Genomic DNA, 18,421 nt, shown 5'->3' with positions numbered 1-18,421 from the left:
GCGTGATGGAACATTATATTAGTTTGCTAATTCGCTCTATTTTCATCGAGAACATGGCACTTTCTTTCTTCCTAGGTATGTGTACATTCCTAGCGGTTTCAAAGAAAGTGACCACGGCGATGGGACTGGGTATTGCAGTTGTTGTTGTATTGACTATCTCTGTGCCAGTTAACCAGATCATCTATCAGGGACTTCTTGCTCCTGGTGCGTTGGCTTGGGCTGGTGCGCCAGAAGCTGACTTGAGCTTTTTGAAGTTCATTACCTTTATTGGTGTGATTGCCGCTCTGGTACAGATCCTTGAGATGGTATTGGATAAGTTCTTTCCACCACTGTACAACGCTCTGGGGATCTTCCTTCCACTAATTACCGTTAACTGTGCCATCTTTGGTGCGGTATCTTTCATGGTTGAGCGTGATTATAACCTAGCTGAGAGTATGGTATTTGGTGTCGGTTCAGGACTTGGCTTTGCGTTAGCTATTGTCTTGTTAGCTGGTATCCGTGAAAAGCTGAAATATGCTGATGTGCCTGATGGACTACGTGGCTTAGGTATTACCTTTGTGACTGCTGGTTTGATGGCGCTTGGATTCATGTCGTTTTCTGGTGTGTCCCTATAAGCGGGGCCCTCTGGGTTCCTGTTTCGGACTTATAAGGATAAGTTGATGGATATTCTTAAATCTACTCCACTTGAGGTTTACCTTGGTGTGAGTATGTTTACTGCAATAGTCTTGGGCTTGGTATTGGTGATTTTGTTCGCCAAATCTAAGCTCGTAAATAGCGGTGACATTACAATTGGGATCAACGACGATCCTGATAAAGGTATTAAATTGCCTGCCGGTGGTAAGCTACTTGGTGCTCTCGCTGAAAGCGGTATTTTCGTCTCCAGTGCTTGTGGTGGTGGCGGTACCTGTGGCCAGTGTAAGGTCAATGTAAAGTCTGGTGGCGGTGATATTCTGCCAACAGAGCTAGGTCATATCAGTAAAGGTGAGGCTCGTGAGGGTTGTCGTTTATCTTGTCAGGTAAACGTGAAGACTGATATGGAGATTGAGCTCGAAGAGGAGATCTTCGGTGTGAAGAAGTGGGAATGTACTGTTATCTCTAATGATAACAAGGCCACCTTCATTAAAGAGCTTAAGCTACAGATCCCTGACGGTGATTCTGTTCCTTTCCGTGCTGGCGGTTATATTCAGATTGAAGCGCCTGCGCATCACGTAAAATATGCAGATTATGATATTCCTGCAGAGTACCGTGGTGATTGGGACCATTTTGGTTTCTTCAAGCTTGAGTCTAAGGTTGATGACGAAACCATCCGTGCATATTCAATGGCGAACTATCCTGAAGAGGAAGGTATCATCATGTTGAACGTGCGTATCGCTTCGCCACCGCCACGTGATCTCACTTTGCCTTGCGGTAAGATGTCTTCATACATCTTCAGCCTTAATGCGGGTGATAAGGTCACTATCTCTGGTCCATTTGGTGAGTTCTTCGCGAAAGACACTGAAAACGAGATGGTATTTGTCGGTGGTGGTGCTGGTATGGCACCTATGCGTTCTCACATCTTCGATCAGCTTAAGCGCCTTAAGACAGATCGTAAGATGAGCTTCTGGTACGGTGCACGTTCTAAGCGTGAGATGTTCTATGTTGAAGATTTCGACGGCCTAGCGGCTGATAATGAAAACTTTGATTGGCATGTTGCACTTTCAGATCCTCAGCCTGAGGATAACTGGGAAGGTAAAACAGGTTTCATTCATAATGTACTTTATGAGAGCTACCTGCGTGACCACGAAGCACCAGAAGATTGTGAATACTACATGTGTGGCCCTCCAATGATGAACGCTGCCGTTATCGGTATGTTGAAAGATCTTGGTGTCGAAGATGAAAACATCTTACTTGATGACTTCGGTGGCTAATCACATCTAAAACGCTTTAATCTTGAGATAGTTGTTATTCGAGTTTGAAACAGAGAGTGAGGCAGTTGCCTCGCTCTCTTTCATTAAATTAGAATATATCATCAGTGTTATAGTGATAAGGATTCAGGTCAATGCAAAAGACCGCTGTAAAATGGTTAGCTTTTATTGGGCTAGCCTTTTTTATTTCAGCTTGTTCTAAACCGGTTGAAATTATCTCCCTCTCGGGTAATACCATGGGAACGACTTACCACATTAAAGTCGTGCCTAATGCGCAGCTGCCAGAGCCCAATTTACTTCAAGCAGAGATTGATCTAGCACTTGAAAAAGTCAACGATCAGATGTCTACATATCGCCCGAACTCAGAGCTTTCTCGTTTTAATTCATCGGACTTTGAAGAGACAGTTACTGTATCTGCCGATACCGCAACTGTGATTAAAGAGGCGATTCACCTCTTTGAAGTGACTGATGGTGCATTGGATATCACCTTAGGCCCATTGGTGAACCTATGGGGCTTTGGTCCTGATAAACGTCCAACTCAGATCCCAACAAGCGAGATGATAGACGAGGCTAAAGCAAGAACAGGTATTCAATACCTAAGTGTCGATGGTAATAAGTTAAGTAAGACTAAGAGCGATCTTTATGTCGACTTGTCGTCCATTGCAAAAGGCTTTGGTGTCGATATTGTTGCTGCAATTTTGGACAAGTACCATGTATCAGGTTATTTGGTTGAGGTTGGCGGCGAACTTAGCGTTTTTGGTCATAAAATAGATGGTTCACCTTGGCGTGTTGCGATAGAACGCCCCGATATGGATGATCGTGAGATTCAGCAAGTCATAGCCCCTGGAGACATGGCAATTGCAACTTCGGGTGATTACCGTAACTATTACGAGGAAGATGGGCATCAGTTTTCACATTTAATTGATCCTCGTACCGGTTATCCTATCGATCATAGATTGGCCTCGGTAACTGTGCTTCATAAGCAGTCGATGGTCGCAGATGGCTACGCGACTGCTATGATGGTTCTTGGTACAGAAAAATCTCTTGAATTAGCTAAGCAGCAAAACTTAGCCATTATGTTGATTGAGAAGCAAGATAACGGCTTTAAAATTTTCTATAGCGATGGGTTTAAACCTTTTGTGGGTGAATAGCTGAGAGTACTCTTAGGGCTAACAGGGGACTGTGTGCGTCTGTTAGCGTACTGCTGAGTGATTTGATGGTATAATCTCTATTCACGCTATTGTTGGAGTGCATAATGAGTACATTTATAGCGGCATTTGTAGTGTTACTGCTGTTTTTTCTTTTAATGTCGATCGGCTATCTTGTAAAGCGGACTGCGGTTGCTGGTAGCTGTGGTGGTTTAGGTGCACTTGGCATCGAGAAAGCTTGTGATTGTGATGATCCCTGTGATAACCGTAAAGCTAAGATGGCTGCGGAAGAAGCTAGGCGTGAAAAGCTGGAAAAGAATCGCATCATCTAAATTTAAGAGATATGTGAAGTAAAGATAAATAGGGTATGACAGATGTCATGCCCTTTTTTGTGTCCGGAACACTTATGCCGTATCCCATGGATGGGTTAGAGGAGGTGTTTGTGTCTGCTGATTTGTATTTTTTCATGTCAGTTTCTTTTCCCTCTTTAACTGTCAACTATACTAAAGATCTTAAGCGCTATTTTCGCTATTAATTATCAATAAATTAAATTAACTCAATAAAGTACCTATTATGCCTAATGAGCCGGAAGCTGTATTAGAATCAGTCGTACAAATGACAGGGCAACGTCAACTTGATTCGTTGGCAGAAAGTTTAGTGTCAACTGTTAGGCAGATGGTCAATGCTGAACAAGTTGAAATCTTTAAAATCGATAATGATCTTGAGCTTGAAGATGCGGTTGAAAATCTTACTAAACAGGGCTTTCAAGTCTCTTACGGGGCATTACTGGAGTGTTTAAGAAGTCGCTCTACCGTTAGGCTCTCTACCCAAGTGTTCGAGCAAATCGCTATCCCAATCTTGCTAAAAGATATAGTGGTGATGATCTTATGGGTGACGAGTGATCAGCTCTCGGAGCAAGACTCACAGATGCTTAAAGGTTTCTCTAAAGTTTATGAGAACTTCCTCTCTATCGTTATTGAGAGTGAAACAGACCCCTTGACTGGCTTGTTAAACAGAAAGGCATTTCTGCCTCGTTTGACGAAAGTGGCAAAGTTAATTAAACAGGAAGCGATAGATTGTGCACTCGATCCTGCGAGCTGTGATCTGAGTGCTAAGCGATATTGGCTGTGTATCTTTGATATCGACAAGTTTAAAGTGATCAATGATACCTTTGGACATCTATATGGGGACGAGATCTTGATTGATCTTGTGAAGGTGATGAAAGCCACTTTTAATGAACTCGATAGTCTTTTCAGGTTTGGAGGAGATGAGTTTGTGGTCATTTTATCTAAACGTGAGAAAGCAGAGATGCTCCACCTGTGCGAGTCCTTCTCTCATAAGCTCTCCATTCATCATGGGCGTGAAGTTAAAGTTACTATCTCTATGGGAATTATCGAAATTAATAGCATTGAGGAGCCAAGCGAGCTTTTAGTTAAGGCTGACAAAGCCCTTTATTACATAAAAGAAACGGGTAGGGACCGAGTTGGGCTCTATGAAGATCTTGTTGCAGATGGCTCTATCATCCCACTTAAAATAGAGGATGATATCGAACTCTTTTAATGAGCATAAGCATAAGATTGATGGACAACCCGTTGCTGATCCAGTTTTGCTTTTATGCTCGTCATTTAACATCTATTCTCCCTTCGCTAATTATCTCTTTTTAAGTTCTTAAATCACTTTTCATAAAATAGCCTGCCTACTCGATATCGTAAAAGTGGATATATTTTAGTCGCTTCTATTTAAAACAGGTTTGGTAACCTAAATCTAAATGATAATGCTTAATGTTATCAAGTATATGAAATATAAGGGTATTTGTCTTTTGTGTTGATATGTATTAGTCTCTGTTTATTGATGTAGATCAAGTTTTGTCACTAACGGCTTCCATGACTGCTTATCTACTACTTAGCCAGTGTTTATTTTGGGAGACTATCAGATGAAAGGGCAACCTAAAGTACTTAGCCAACTCAATAAGGTACTTACCTTTGAATTGACTGCAATAAACCAGTACTTCCTCCATGCCAGAATGTTTAAAAACTGGGGACTCGATGCACTCGATAAAGCGGCATATAAGAAGTCCATTCAGGACATGAAGCATGCAGATAAGTTGATTGAACGAGTACTATTTCTTGAGGGACTTCCAAATTTACAGATGCTGCAGAAGCTGCGGATCGGTGAGCAGAGCGAAGAGATGTTAGCCTGCGATAAAGAGATGCTTGAGGAGCAGTTAGTTTTAATGCGTGAAGCCATTGAGATCTGCGAATCAGAGCGTGACTATGTGAGCCGCGATATTCTTGAAGATATTCTTGAGGATGAAGAGGAGCACTTAGATTGGCTTGAGGCTCAGCAGGAGTTGATAGGACTGACTGGAATTCAAAACTACTTACAATCAAAAATGGACAAATAAGAGGCGAGTATGAAAGGTAATCAAGAAGTTATCGATACACTCAATAAGCTATTGGCCGGTGAATTGTCGGCAATGGATCAGTACTTTGTCCATGGTTTGATGTATGAAGATTGGGGATTAAATGAGCTGCATGAGCGGATCTCCCATGAATCAGATGATGAGAGAGAGCATGCTGGTAAACTGGTTCAGCGTATTCTTTTCCTCGAAGGTACGCCTGATGTGGCGAGCCGTGAAGCGCTTCACATTGGTAAGAATACCCAAGAGATGCTGCAAAATGATCTCAACTATGAGTACCAAGTTGCTGATAACCTTCGCGATGCGATAGCTCTGTGTGAGGAGAAGAAAGATTTCCAGACTCGTGAGATTTTAGAGGTATTGCTTGATGAGACAGAGTCTGATCACATGTATTGGCTGGAGAAGCAGCTAGGTTTAATCGACAAAATTGGCTTGCAAAACTACCTGCAATCTAAAATGTAATGGTTTAGCTCTTTTGGGCGAAATAGGAAGGCTTAGCACTATGCTAAGCCTTTTTTATATGTGTAGCTCACATAAATAGAGAACATTGGGGGAGCCATACAGCTTGAGTTCAGTCACCACCTAATATCCTTAATAATATCTGTTGAGGACGAGATATGAATAAACGTAAATCGATAGCCTTCATCCCTGTTGGTCTTAGAGAGCAGAATCTAATACTGCAACAACAGGTAAAGTCATTAGAAGCTGAACTAATGAAAGCAAAAAAACAGTCTTTAGTCTTAGCTAGAAGTGAGCAGCTGTTGTTAACCGAAGATGAACTTAAGATGATATACGCTCAGTTTTAAGTGAGCTCGTGTCTAACTTGCTAGCGCTAAATGGTCAGTGACTGAGTGCAGCCATCTTACGCAAAAAATTAAAAACACTTTTCACTATAAACAGTTAGTTAGCTCTTCACTCTAATTTTAGTTCTGATAGATTAATACCTTAAAAAAATAATAACATTAAGGTTTTCTCTTATGCGGCAGCTAAAAACTTCCCTGAGCCTTCAGCTCGTCTTCTCAATTGTCGGTGCGTTAGCCATCTTACTTACTCTGATCTCCGTTTTTCTTGTTAAAGGCGAGAGTGAGCGAACTCGAGCGCAAATTGATAGGGATCTCGCTTCCTTAGTGCAGTTTAAATCTAATGAGGTGGAGAGCTATTTTATCGAGAAAGCGAAAGTGATCGACTCGGTGTTTGCCTCTCCTCAAGTACAGAATTGGTTCACTGAGTATGATAAACGCTTAAGCAACATAAACAGCGACATAGAGTATGAGCGAGTTATCCAATATTTTAAGCATTTTTCAGACAGCGATAGTGATATCAAGTCTGTTTTCTTCGGCTCTGCCAACACCTATGAATATTTCGACTTGAACGGTCGTTATAACGATGCGAACTATTTTACCAATAAGCGTCCTTGGTGGCAGGAGGGGATAGATAAAGATGGCATGTATGTGACAGATCCTGCCGTTGATGCAAATGATGGCTCAATCTCAGCCACAGTAAAATCTGTGATTCGAAATCGTAGTGGAGAGTTTATCGGCATAGGCGGCATGGATATCTTAATCGATACCATAGGTTCTGAGCTGTTAGCTGCAATGAAATATCAACACAAAGGTGAGGCCTTTTTAGTCACAAACTCTGGCCAACTGGTCTATTTCCCTGGATTTAATCAAGAGTTTCAGCCTGGCTCGGAAGCGGGAAAAGTTGATAGTTATTTTAATGACACTCAAGGGTTTTCTGAGTTAAGTCGTATGATGAAAGCTAATCATCAAGGTGTTGCTGAAGTGACCTTTAAGGGCGTAGAGCAGAGGGTGAGTTATATCAGTGTCGGTGGTGATTATCCTCAGCAAAAGTGGCACCTAGCCTTTATGTTACCTGTGGAGGTGATTGAAGCGCCGGTCAACGATGCGGTTATCAATGCTATCTGGTTTGCCGTTATCAGTATGCTGCTGGTCGGCTTTACTGTGTGGATGATGTTGCTTCCTTTCAGGCGTCAAATTACTCGTTTACTTGAGGCGATGGAGGATATCGCTGAGGGAGAGGGGGACCTTTCAAAGCGGATCCATATGGAGCGGGAGGATGAGCTGGGTAAATTAGGAGATGCGTTTAATCGTTTTGCCTCCAAAGTACAGTTAATGTTAGAGCAGAGCCGTGAGCTGACTCAGAGAGTGGATAGTGGGATCACTGGCGCCGTTAATGTTTGTGAGCAGACGCTGCAATCGGTCGCACAACAAAAGCAGGAGATAGCTTCAGTTGCGACGGCGGCCACAGAGCTGGCCCACACCTCTCAGGAGATGGCAAACAGTGCTCAACGTGCCAGTGAGTTTTCTGAAAAGGCGCAGAGTCAATCCCAAGATGGTATGGCCATTGTCACTAAGGCAAATGATGGGATGCAGTGTCTTTCAGCGAAAGTGATTGAAGCGGCTAAAGTGGTTCGTCATCTGCGTACCAGCTCGGAGCAGATTGGTGAGGTGTTGAGTGTGATCCGAGGCATTGCTGAGCAAACTAACCTATTAGCGCTTAATGCTGCTATTGAGGCTGCCCGAGCGGGTGAGCAGGGAAGAGGATTTGCTGTTGTGGCAGATGAAGTCAGAACGTTGGCCTCTCGTACACAAGACTCGACAGCCAACATTCAGGATATCATTCAGACTCTTCAACAGGGCGCGCTTCAGGCTGAGCAGGTGATGGAGGAGGGAGTTGAGCAAGCAAACCTTGGCAAGGAGCTGACGACCCAAGTTGAAACGGCGCTAAGTGGAATAACCGATGCGATTGTGGAGATCCAACATCAAACTGTTGAGATAACATCAGCGATTGGCCAACAGGCTGTAGTGGCTGAAGAGGTGGCCTGTAATGTTGAGAATGTTAGAGGCTTATCTGATGACTCTCTCACCTCTAGCCAAGACCTATCTGCAAGTTTGATTGAGTTTCAAGAGATGACTAAAGCGCTCTCAAAGAGTATTCAACAGTTTAAAATCTAAAATTAGATCCACTTAGTTGTTTCAATGCCAGTCAGGTGATGACTGGCATTTTTATTTGCAAAATAGCCCTTAAGGTTTCATTTTTATTGGACACTGTTTTTATATACAGTATAGTGTGTGGGAGTCATTTATTTAGAAGAGTGTTGAAAAACATTTTGCGAAAAATCATCCATATTGATATGGACTGCTATTTTGCAGCAGTTGAGATGCGAGACTTTCCTGAGCTGAGGGGCAAACCTATAGCTGTGGGAGGGAGGAGTGATCGCCGCGGTGTGATAAGTACTTGTAACTATGAAGCTCGTGCTTTTGGGGTTCGCTCGGCAATGGCATCGGGTTATGCATTAAAACTGTGTCCCGACCTTATTCTCGTTCCGGGTCGTATGTCTGTTTATAAAGAGGTATCCGCTCAAATTCGAGATATTTTTGCCCGTTATACCGATCTGATAGAGCCGCTTTCTCTCGATGAAGCTTACCTAGATGTCACCGAATGTAAGCAATGTCAGGGTTCGGCAACCTTGATTGCCCAAGCGATAAGGCAAGAGATATTTGAGGTGACAGGGCTAACGGCATCAGCGGGGATAGCGCCTGTTAAGTTTCTCGCTAAGGTCGCTTCCGATTTAAACAAGCCTAACGGGCAATACGTGATCACACCGGATATGATCTCCTCATTTATAACCACACTTCCCCTGACTAAGATCCCTGGAGTGGGCAAAGTCACCGGCAAGAAGCTTGAAGATATTGGACTGACAACCTGTGGTGAGTTACAAGCTTACCCAAAATCTGAGCTTATCGAACGATTTGGAAAATTTGGCAAAATATTGATAGAAAGAGCGCAAGGTATAGATGAGCGAGCTATCTCGCCCCACAGAGAACGAAAGTCAGTTGGCGTTGAGACAACGTTAGCTAAAGATATTTACACTCTTGAACAGTGTCATGGCGTTATGCCTCAGTTGATTCAGGAGCTAGGTGCTCGGATGAGTCGCAGTGCCAAAGGCAGAAGTATTAATAAACAGGTGGTTAAGCTTAAGTTTAATGACTTTAAACAGACCACAATAGAACATAGATCCGATGAGATGTCGGTGAAGTTATTTTATGAACTACTCGCTCAATCACTCGAACGCCAGCAGGGGAGAGGGATACGCTTGTTAGGTGTGTCAGTAGGCTTGGCCTGTCAGGCTGATAGTAACACTGCCAAAGATAATCAAGTGAGAGAGTCGCAGCTGGACTTAGGTTTTTAAAAGAAGGCCCTAGGTACTAGGTCGAATTCCTAGAACCTAGAACCTAGAACCTAGGAACTCGACATCTTGTTTATGCTTTCTCTGGAATACGTTCCAGTACCGCTAACAGCAGTTTGTAATATTGCTCAACGGTTTCAATCAATACCTTCTCATCTGGGCTGTGAGGGTAGCGAATAGTTGGACCGATAGAGACCATGTCCATCTCAGGATATGGCTTCTTGAACAGACCACACTCAAGCCCTGCATGGATGACCATGATAACAGGCTCTTTGTTATAGATACTGTCGTAGGTTTCACGCACAAGGGCCATAACTGGCGAGCTATTGTCTGGCTTCCAACCTGGGTAAGCACCACTAAACTCAATTTCGGCGCCTGCTAAGTTCGTTAGTGAGGTTAAAACGGTTTCTACATCCTGACGACCTGAGTCGATAAGAGAGCGTATTAAGCAAAGTACTTCAACACTTTCAGTTTCAGTGCTGATCACACCAACATTGAGGGATGTTTCTGTTACGCCTTCAACTTCATCACTCATGCGGATCACCCCATTAGGGCAAGCATTAAGTAGGTCGATGAGGGTGTTTTGAGCGTCTTCGCTCATCACTTGTGTAGCAGCTGGAACTTCTGCTAGTTCGAACAGCATGCCAGGGTCGGCAATGGCTAGCTCCTCTCTTACTAATGCTTGAAATGTCTGAGTAAGCTCTTCAAGTTTTGAGACATTCTCTGCTGGTAGCATAAAGCTGACGCTGGCTTCTCGTGGAATAGCGTTGCGCAGTGAGCCACCGCTGAAATTGGTCAGCTCAAGTGCTAGCTCATCTGCATGGTTAAACAGGAAGCGAGCAAGTAGTTTATTGGCGTTACCACGTCCAAGGTGAATATTCACCCCTGAGTGGCCGCCCTTTAAACCTGATAGGGTCAATGTGTAAGTGGCGTTAGATTGCTCAGGAGATTGCCACACCATAGGGACACTTATCTGTGCATCAACGCCACCGGCGCAGCCCATGTAGATCTCACCCTCTTGCTCTGAATCTGTGTTGATTAAGATCTCAGCATCGAGGTAGCCAGCTTCAAGACCAAAGGCGCCAGTCATGCCAGCTTCTTCATCTATGGTAAGTAAGACTTCAAGTGGTCCGTGTGGAATATCATCAGAACCTAACACGGCTAAAGCTGATGCCATGCCGATACCGTTATCGGCACCTAAGGTCGTGCCCGTTGCTTTAACCCACTCACCGTCCACAAAAGGAATGATTGGGTCTTTTTCAAAGTCATGCTCTTTGTCTGCATTCTTCTGTGGCACCATATCGATATGGGCTTGCAGTGCAACGACTTTACGGTTTTCCATGCCAGGTGTGGCAGGTTTCTTGATGATAAGATTCCCCACCTTATCTTCAACTATATCGAGCTGCTTATCTTTAGCCCAAGCTTGAATGTGAGCACTTAATGCTTGCTCATGCTTTGACGGGTGCGGAATGGCACAGATTTGGTCAAACCACTGCCACAGGGCTTGAGGTTGTAATTGATTTATTGCAGTCACTGATAGTTCCCCTTTTATAATGTGTAAACCCAAACAGCTTAATCTCTGCGCTATTGATACCTTTGAGCTCGGTATAACACCCGCATTGCGAGATTGATTGGGCGTGCGAGGCTAGAAATGGGCATAGTCTATCACAGACTTTGCTGTACTTTTTGTCTCTGCTTTCACTCAGTATTAACGCTTAGCCCCTAAGCTGTCATTGAAAGTTGCCAAGCATGAGTTTCTCATCAAAAGAGGTTGGCATTAGCATGAGTAAAAGGCATATTGTTTGCCAAATAATAAAATTAAGACACTTACCTTTGCATTTTTAGTCAGGTAAGTGCTCACAAGCAAAAGGATGGTTTATGGGTCAGGTTAACTTTATTGATGTACGCGATGACGATGCAATATTTGAAGGCAGTGGCTGGGATGCGCTCGTGGTCGTTGCCAGTGATGTTATGCAAACTGGTGTTGATGAGATCTCACTTCTAGCAGATCACGGCGTAAAAATTGATAACCGAGTTGGACGTTCTGCCACCATGCTATTTGCGCCTGGTTTGGCAGGTGGGCGTTTAATTCTATCGCCAGTATTAAATAGCCAAGATGACGTTGAAGATGTCAGGGTATTTGCCGATGCGGCAAGGGCTGGTATAGCGTTGGCTCTGCAAGCTGGTGCTAAGCGTCCGTTATTATTGGTGGCTAAGGAGAGTGATACTCGCTATCAGTTTTCCGCTGAAGTTGCCGCGCTCGCCTGTGGCCAAGAGCTATGGCAAGCTTTAGAGTCTCGAGAGGCCAAGGGAGATAAACCTGCGTTTGAATCGATAGGCTTATTGTGTTCCTCAGATATGAGCCAAAGCCTAAACGCCCTTGAAGCGGGACGTATTCTTGCAAGAGATCTTTGTGGCACAGAGCCTGAGCGCATGTCTGCTGCCGCCTTTGCTGACTATTGTGTGGCAGCATACCAAGACTCTGGGCTTAAGGTTTGTGTCATCGAAGACAGAGATGTACTTGAGCGTGATTACCCGCTGTTAAGTGCGGTAGGACGTTCATCCTTTGCGGTTTCTCGTCATCAACCCCGTGTGGTCAAGCTTGAGTATGTGGGAGAGGGGGAGATTGAGCGTACCTACTTCTTTGCTGGTAAAGGGGTGATTTACGATACTGGCGGCGCTGATATTAAGGTGGCTGGTGGAATGGCGGGTATGAGCCGAGATAAAGGTGGCGCTGCCGCCGTTGCCGGTTTGATGAAAACCCTCTCTATGCTAAAGCCTAAAGGTATTCGAGTGGTCTCAGAGCTAGGCTTAGTGCGAAATAGTATTGGCAGTGAGGCGTTTGTCACGGATGAGATCATCACAAGTCACGCAGGTGTAAGAGTTCGGATCGGTAATACCGATGCTGAGGGGCGTTTAGTGTTAGCGGATCTTCTATCACACTTGCGTATCAAGGCTGAAAAAGCGGTTAAACCTGAGCTGTTCTCTGTGGCGACTTTAACAGGTCACGTGGTGCGCTGTTATGGTGGCTACACAGCAACTGTTGAAAACAGCGTCGCTAAGCTCTCTGGTGTGGCATCAAGTATTGCCAGTCAAGGAGAGAGCTGGGGAGAGCCTGTTGAGCAATCTGTATTGCGCCGTGATGATTATGCCAAAATTGTCGACCCATCTGGTGCTGCGGATATTCTCTCCTCTAACAATGGTCCCTCATCAGTTACTGCGCGAGGGCACCAGTATCCAGCAGCATTTTTGTTAAAAGCATCAGGGTTAAGTGAACATGGGGTTCAATCTGAGAAGCCTATGGCGTATGTCCATGTAGATATTGCTGGCAGTGCAACAGAGGGACACCCACTATATGGTAAGCCTACAGCTACACCATTAGTTGGCTTGTATAAACATATGACCGTGAAGTCATAAGCCTTAGTTAGCAGCAGGTACTCTTGCCCAGACTTTTAAAAGATGAGCATGAGTGCCTTGATGTATAATTTAACCCCTTACTTTTTGTAAGTTTTAGTCATCCCCGCTCGATAAGGTGGAGATTTTATCTGCTAATTCGCTATTAATAACGACTAAATAGGTCAGATTAGGTAGTGAAATTACATGTTTTGACTTTTATTAAATAAAAATCAAAAAAAGCTTGTAATAAAATTACACAGGTCTATACTCCCCTCCCTCGGTTAAGCACAGCGTTAACGCCATGCTTGCCTCGAAAGATTTATCTTTCACAAATTTCAGGGCTGACTACCCCTTTAAGTAGTTTCTATCATCCATCAACCTTTATCCCTTTTTTGGGATGTTTAGACTCAAGTTGCATCTTGTTTGGTTTTCTAAATGATATGCACGTGTAACTGTTAGCGCGGAAACTCTTCCTTTTGGAACACTTGAAATTAGTCTTTGCCTGCTCATTGAGCAGGCTTTTTTTTGTTTGATTATTTAAACTCATTTTGACTTAAAAATTACGGTTTGTGCCAATTTGCATATTATTTGTGTGGTAAAATTACGGTTTTAGTGGCTATTTTGACTGTTTAGGCTCTTTTTTAATAAAAAGCTTGTAATAAACTTTCAGTTTGGCTATAGTTATCTCGTTGGTTAGGCAATGACGTCTTCCACCTCTAAGTCTATCCAGGAAGGATAATTCTCCAAGGAATCGAGCGACAAGTTGACTCTAAGGTCAGTCACTATAAGACGTGCACTGCCAAGTTAGACTAGAGTATTTTTTTACAACTTTGTTAGGAGTATTGATTATGTCTTATACCGGAATTCAGCACGTTTATTGGCAGAACACTTGGTTTTGTACAGATTCATTACGTGGCGGTTTATACGCCATGAGCTTTAAAGGTTAATTATTTAGCCTTGTTTAAACTTTAGGGTTTACTGCCCCTACTAGGTACTCTTAATTGAGTGATAGAAAGTTAGTTACCATCCATAGACCCTTTATCCCCTTTTGGGGAGTGTAGACTCAAGTTGCAGTTTGATTTGACCAAATATCAAACTGCAGTGTAACTGTTAGCGCGGAAACTCTTTACTTGAAATTAGTCTTTGCCTGCTCATTGAGCAGGCTTTTTTTTGCCTGTTAGTTTTAAGTCACAGGATCTTCTACTGCTAGTTTCCTGCGATCAAATTCCCTATACTCCTTGAATGTTAATTTTTTGTGGCGCTAATTAGCGCCATCATTACCTACCTGTTTATCGCTATTGTAAAAACAAAAAAGGGTCTGTTTCATGTTAGAGAGACTATTCAAACTTAAAGAAAATCAAACAAATATAAAGCAGGAGATGGTGGCGGGGTTAACGACCTTTCTGACTATGGCCTACATCATCTTTATCAACCCTAAGATGCTAGCTGATGCGGGAATGGATCATGGCGCTGTATTTGTCGCGACCTGTTTAGCTGCGGCGATTGGCTGTCTGATTATGGGGTTTGTCGCTAATTATCCGATAGCACTTGCCCCAGGTATGGGCTTAAATGCCTTCTTTACCTATACCGTTGTGGGTGAGATGGGTTACAGCTGGGAGACAGCTTTAGGGGCAGTGTTTCTCTCTGGGATCTGTTTCTTAATTCTCTCCCTAGTCAAAATTAGGGAGTGGGTGGTAAACAGCATACCTATGTCATTACGATTGGGCATTGCTGCTGGTATTGGGTTGTTTTTGGCACTGATAGGACTAAAAAGTGCGGGGATTGTGGTGGCAAGTCCAGCGACTTTGGTCACTATGGGGGATATTACCGCCTTTCCTGCTGTGATGGCGATGTTGGGTTTTTTCTTGATCATCGCCATGGTACACAGGGGGATGAAGTCAGCGGTGATCGTTAGTATTCTTGCCGTGACCTTATTAGGAGTTGTTTTTGGCGACGTGCAGTATCAAGGTGTGGTTTCCTTGCCTCCTTCGGTTATGCCGACATTTATGAAGATGGATCTCTCTAATGTGCTTGAGATCAGCATGCTCTCCGTGGTGTTTGCTTTCCTGTTTGTTGATCTATTTGATACTTCAGGCACTTTAGTTGCGGTTGCGCAAAGGGGGGGCTTTTTAGATGATAAAGGACGTCTACCAAGACTTAACCGTGCGTTAACGGCTGACAGTACCGCGACGATTACGGGCGCCATGTTAGGTACCTCTACGACAACCAGTTATATAGAGAGTACTGCAGGGGTTAGCGCTGGTGGCCGTACTGGGCTGACGGCTGTTGTTGTGGGGATTTTGTTTCTGTTAGCGCTATTTATCTCTCCTTTAGCTGGCATGGTGCCCGCGTATGCGACGGCTGGAACACTGTTTTATGTGGCCATCTTGATGATGTCGGGACTGATGCATGTGGCTTGGGAAGATCTGACTGAGGCTGCACCCGTTGTGGTGGTGTGTATCTTGATGCCATTAACTTTCTCGATCGCGACAGGTATTGCACTGGGCTTTATCTCCTATGCTGTGATTAAATTGATGAGCGGGCGCTATAAAGATCTGAGTGTGGGAGTCGTGATACTTGCGGTACTTTTCATCGGTAAATTTATGTACGGATAGCTATTCATTTTTGAAGTCATAGTTAGCCACAACAAAACTGGCTGTTTTGACTGTTCAGCAAATATGTATACGGATAGGTTAAAGGTCACACTTTTATGTGGCCTTTTTATTGTTATATCTTCACTGTTTTTGCAAAAACTCCTCTCTTTTACACTCATCGCTACCATTTAAGCGCAGGATTGGGTATAACGCTAAGTTCGGCTTTATTTACTATTTTGACAATGAACTTAAGTGAGATTGGTTACCGCCGCGTGGTGGTCAAATTGGGAACGAGTGTATTAACCTCCGGCAGTAAACAGCTGGATAAAGCACATATGGTTGAGTTAGCGAGACAGATGTCGGCGTTAATGAAAGCCGGTGTTGAGGTGGTACTGTGTACTTCGGGCGCTATTGCTGCCGGGCGGGAGCATCTTGGTTATCCTAAGCTTGCCGATACCGTTGCCAATAAACAGCTTCTGGCTGCGGTAGGACAAAGCCAGCTTATTCTTGCCTGGTCACAGCTTTTTAGTATCTACGGGCTTCATGTAGGCCAACTTCTTTTGACTCAGGCCGATCTCCATGACCGTGAGCGTTACCTCAACGCCCGTGATTCACTCAATGCACTGCTCAATAATGGCATTATTCCCATTATCAATGAAAATGATGCTGTTGCGACCAATGAGATTAAAGTTGGTGATAATGACAACCTGTCGGCTCGCGCTGCACTGCTTTGCCATGCAGATCTGCTGATACTACTGACAGATCAACAGGGACTGTTTGACTCAGATCCTAGATCAAACCCAGATGCCAAGCTGATAAAACAAGTGGTTAATATTGACGATAGTTTACGCCAGCTTGCTGGTGGAGCCGTTTCAGGTTTAGGAACAGGCGGTATGGCCACTAAATTGGAAGCCGCTGATATTGCCAGAAGGGCGGGTATCGAGGTGGTTATAGCCTCCGGACATCGCCGTCAGGTGATACTCAATGCGGTATGTAAAGAGGATGTGGGCACTCACTTTACCGCACTTGAAAACCCGCTAGAGAGTCGAAAGCAGTGGATTTTGGCGGGACAGGCGGCTAAAGGGAAGCTGGTTCTGGATGTTGGTGCCATCAAGGCGGTGACTGAAAAGGGTCGCAGTTTGCTCTCTAAAGGTGTTGTCAGCGTGATTGGTGAGTTTGATCGTGGTACGACGCTACAGCTTATCGACAGTGATGGTCGCGAATGTGCGCGTGGGATCAGTCGTTACAGTGCTGGGGATCTGAACAAGATTGTAGGTAAACACTCAGATGAGATTGAATCTCTACTGGGCTATGACTACGGTGATGCTGTGGTTCATCGTAACGATATGGTTGTGTTGTAAAACGAAAAGAGCTAGCTCCTTTAAAAATTTAGGGTGATATGACGTGATTGAGAATAATGAGCTTTATCTGCAAACTCTGGGTCAAAATGCCAAACAGGCAAGTTATGGGTTAGCCAGTTTAACTGGAACCCAAAAAAAGGCGCTACTATCAGCGATTGCCGCGAGTCTTACAGCAAAGAGCCAAGCTATCTTAGCGGCGAACCAAAAAGATGTTGCGGCTGCACGTGAAAATGGCCTCAGTGAAGCCATGATAGACAGATTATTGCTCGATGACGCGCGCCTAAAAGGTGTGATTAGTGATATTGATAATGTCATTAGTCTCAATGATCCAGTAGGCACTGAGCTTGAGAGTCAGCTGCTGGATAATGGCCTGCGTTTGTCTCGTCGCCGTGTGCCCTTAGGTGTGATTGGCGTAATCTATGAGGCGCGTCCAAATGTGACCGTCGATATTGCAGTGCTTGCACTTAAAACCGGAAACGCAGTGATTCTGCGAGGGGGCAAGGAGACTTTAAACTCAAACATGGCACTGAGCGAAGCGATACGCGAAGCCATAACTGAGCAAGGGTTAGCAGCAGACAGCGTACAGCTGATTAAAAGTCCAGATCGTACATTAGTGTCTGGCTTGTTAAAGCTTGATCAGTTTGTGGATATGATAGTGCCTCGCGGCGGACAAAATCTGCAGCGTTTGTGCGCTGAGCAAGCAACGATCCCGGTGATTTTAGGCGGGATAGGGATCTGTCATCTTTATATGGATAAAGATGCCAATATTGCGAAATCTATCGAAGTGATCGCCAATGCCAAAGTGCAGCGACCCACAGTATGTAATGCGCTGGATACTGTGCTTATTCATGACTCTCTTGCCGAGACGGCATTACCACAACTTTTCTCAAACTTGAGTGCGCAAGGTGTGAGTTTTTATGGTTGTGAGCAAACTAAGGCCATTGCGGATAAGTTAGGACTTGCAATCTCTACGGCTACCGATGAGACCTATGGGCAGGAGTGGCTGTCACTGACCTTAGGCATTAAAGTTGTTGCCGATATTGATACCGCGATTGGGCATATTCGTCGTTACTCAAGTGGACATTCTGAGGGGATATTGACCGATAATATTCATGCATCAGCCCATTTTATCAATCAGGTGGACTCAGCAGCAGTATATGTTAATGCGAGCACTCGTTTTACTGATGGTGGTCAATTTGGACTTGGCGCAGAAGTGGCTGTGAGTACACAAAAACTCCATGCTCGTGGGCCCATGGGGCTTGAAGCACTGACCACTTATAAGTGGATTGGCCTAGGTGAGTATACTGTTCGAGGTTAGTGCTCAATGAGTCGCATATAAAAGAGGAGGTCAACAGACCTCCTTTTCTGTTTTTAGGGAGGAGTGAT

At 44.2% G+C, this 18,421-nt stretch carries 15 protein-coding genes; 14 read left to right on the top strand and 1 reads right to left on the bottom strand.

The features are described 5' to 3' along the window. The first annotated feature begins 5 nt into the window (after positions 1-5). The 10 genes from nqrE (at position 6) to dinB (ending at position 9,687) form a co-directional block, all read left to right on the top strand. The gene (nqrE, locus tag SWOO_RS18585) at positions 6-614 is read left to right on the top strand and encodes an NADH:ubiquinone reductase (Na(+)-transporting) subunit E (RefSeq protein WP_012326210.1); all 609 of its coding nucleotides are present in this window, start codon (positions 6-8) and stop codon (positions 612-614) included. A 45-nt stretch (positions 615-659) separates the two neighbouring features. Next, the gene (nqrF, locus tag SWOO_RS18580) at positions 660-1,907 is read left to right on the top strand and encodes an NADH:ubiquinone reductase (Na(+)-transporting) subunit F (protein WP_012326209.1); all 1,248 of its coding nucleotides are present in this window, start codon (positions 660-662) and stop codon (positions 1,905-1,907) included. Between the two features lie 131 nt (positions 1,908-2,038). Then, complete coding sequence (locus SWOO_RS18575) at positions 2,039-3,055, top strand: FAD:protein FMN transferase (RefSeq protein ID WP_012326208.1); 1,017 nt, start codon at positions 2,039-2,041, stop codon at positions 3,053-3,055. A 104-nt stretch (positions 3,056-3,159) separates the two neighbouring features. Next, positions 3,160-3,384 carry a (Na+)-NQR maturation NqrM gene (nqrM, locus tag SWOO_RS18570; protein ID WP_012326207.1) on the top strand — a complete coding sequence of 75 codons (225 nt, stop codon included), beginning with the start codon at positions 3,160-3,162 and terminating at the stop codon, positions 3,382-3,384. A gap of 241 nt (positions 3,385-3,625) precedes the next feature. Then, positions 3,626-4,612 (top strand): GGDEF domain-containing protein, encoded by a 987-nt coding sequence (locus SWOO_RS25600; RefSeq protein WP_012326206.1) that lies wholly within the window; start codon positions 3,626-3,628, stop codon positions 4,610-4,612. Positions 4,613-4,985: 373 nt separating this feature from the next. Further along, positions 4,986-5,456 carry a bacterioferritin gene (gene bfr, locus SWOO_RS18560; RefSeq protein WP_012326205.1) on the top strand — a complete coding sequence of 157 codons (471 nt, stop codon included), beginning with the start codon at positions 4,986-4,988 and terminating at the stop codon, positions 5,454-5,456. A 9-nt stretch (positions 5,457-5,465) separates the two neighbouring features. Further along, on the top strand, positions 5,466-5,933 hold the full coding sequence (gene bfr / locus SWOO_RS18555; protein WP_012326204.1) for a bacterioferritin: 468 nt from the start codon (positions 5,466-5,468) through the stop codon (positions 5,931-5,933). Between the two features lie 155 nt (positions 5,934-6,088). Further along, the gene (locus tag SWOO_RS18550; protein WP_012326203.1) at positions 6,089-6,277 is read left to right on the top strand and encodes a hypothetical protein; all 189 of its coding nucleotides are present in this window, start codon (positions 6,089-6,091) and stop codon (positions 6,275-6,277) included. A gap of 171 nt (positions 6,278-6,448) precedes the next feature. Next, entirely contained in the window at positions 6,449-8,449 is a 2,001-nt protein-coding gene (locus SWOO_RS18545) for a methyl-accepting chemotaxis protein (RefSeq protein ID WP_012326202.1), read from the top strand. A 155-nt stretch (positions 8,450-8,604) separates the two neighbouring features. Then, entirely contained in the window at positions 8,605-9,687 is a 1,083-nt protein-coding gene (dinB, locus tag SWOO_RS18540) for a DNA polymerase IV (protein ID WP_041418262.1), read from the top strand. 70 nt (positions 9,688-9,757) lie between these two features. Here the strand turns inward: dinB and SWOO_RS18535 are convergent, their stop codons facing one another. Further along, the gene (locus tag SWOO_RS18535; RefSeq protein ID WP_041417794.1) at positions 9,758-11,218 is read right to left on the bottom strand and encodes an aminoacyl-histidine dipeptidase; all 1,461 of its coding nucleotides are present in this window, start codon (positions 11,216-11,218) and stop codon (positions 9,758-9,760) included. Positions 11,219-11,562: 344 nt separating this feature from the next. Here SWOO_RS18535 and SWOO_RS18530 point away from each other — a divergent pair, with 344 nt between their 5' ends. The 4 genes from SWOO_RS18530 (at position 11,563) to SWOO_RS18515 (ending at position 18,353) form a co-directional block, all read left to right on the top strand. Continuing rightward, positions 11,563-13,101, top strand: coding sequence for a M17 family metallopeptidase (locus tag SWOO_RS18530; protein WP_012326199.1), 1,539 nt, complete (start codon positions 11,563-11,565; stop codon positions 13,099-13,101). Positions 13,102-14,405: 1,304 nt separating this feature from the next. Continuing rightward, entirely contained in the window at positions 14,406-15,695 is a 1,290-nt protein-coding gene (locus SWOO_RS18525; RefSeq protein WP_012326197.1) for an NCS2 family permease, read from the top strand. 221 nt (positions 15,696-15,916) lie between these two features. Continuing rightward, positions 15,917-17,035 (top strand): glutamate 5-kinase, encoded by a 1,119-nt coding sequence (gene proB / locus SWOO_RS18520; protein ID WP_012326196.1) that lies wholly within the window; start codon positions 15,917-15,919, stop codon positions 17,033-17,035. Positions 17,036-17,078: 43 nt separating this feature from the next. Next, positions 17,079-18,353: a glutamate-5-semialdehyde dehydrogenase gene (locus SWOO_RS18515; protein ID WP_012326195.1), complete on the top strand. Its 1,275-nt coding sequence runs from the start codon at positions 17,079-17,081 to the stop codon at positions 18,351-18,353. The last annotated feature ends 68 nt before the right edge of the window (positions 18,354-18,421 follow it).

Origin of the sequence: Shewanella woodyi ATCC 51908 (assembly GCF_000019525.1) — a bacterium.
GTDB classification, from domain to species: Bacteria; Pseudomonadota; Gammaproteobacteria; order Enterobacterales; family Shewanellaceae; genus Shewanella; species Shewanella woodyi.
This window is presented reverse-complemented; position numbering and strand designations above follow the sequence as displayed.

Coding starts and splice junctions, on each gene's coding strand:
- nqrE (WP_012326210.1), top strand. CDS start 6: ATGGAACATTATATTAGTTTGCTAATTCGCTCTATTTTCATCGAGAAC.
- nqrF (WP_012326209.1), top strand. CDS start 660: ATGGATATTCTTAAATCTACTCCACTTGAGGTTTACCTTGGTGTGAGT.
- SWOO_RS18575 (WP_012326208.1), top strand. CDS start 2,039: ATGCAAAAGACCGCTGTAAAATGGTTAGCTTTTATTGGGCTAGCCTTT.
- nqrM (WP_012326207.1), top strand. CDS start 3,160: ATGAGTACATTTATAGCGGCATTTGTAGTGTTACTGCTGTTTTTTCTT.
- SWOO_RS25600 (WP_012326206.1), top strand. CDS start 3,626: ATGCCTAATGAGCCGGAAGCTGTATTAGAATCAGTCGTACAAATGACA.
- bfr (WP_012326205.1), top strand. CDS start 4,986: ATGAAAGGGCAACCTAAAGTACTTAGCCAACTCAATAAGGTACTTACC.
- bfr (WP_012326204.1), top strand. CDS start 5,466: ATGAAAGGTAATCAAGAAGTTATCGATACACTCAATAAGCTATTGGCC.
- SWOO_RS18550 (WP_012326203.1), top strand. CDS start 6,089: ATGAATAAACGTAAATCGATAGCCTTCATCCCTGTTGGTCTTAGAGAG.
- SWOO_RS18545 (WP_012326202.1), top strand. CDS start 6,449: ATGCGGCAGCTAAAAACTTCCCTGAGCCTTCAGCTCGTCTTCTCAATT.
- SWOO_RS18530 (WP_012326199.1), top strand. CDS start 11,563: ATGGGTCAGGTTAACTTTATTGATGTACGCGATGACGATGCAATATTT.
- SWOO_RS18525 (WP_012326197.1), top strand. CDS start 14,406: ATGTTAGAGAGACTATTCAAACTTAAAGAAAATCAAACAAATATAAAG.
- proB (WP_012326196.1), top strand. CDS start 15,917: ATGAACTTAAGTGAGATTGGTTACCGCCGCGTGGTGGTCAAATTGGGA.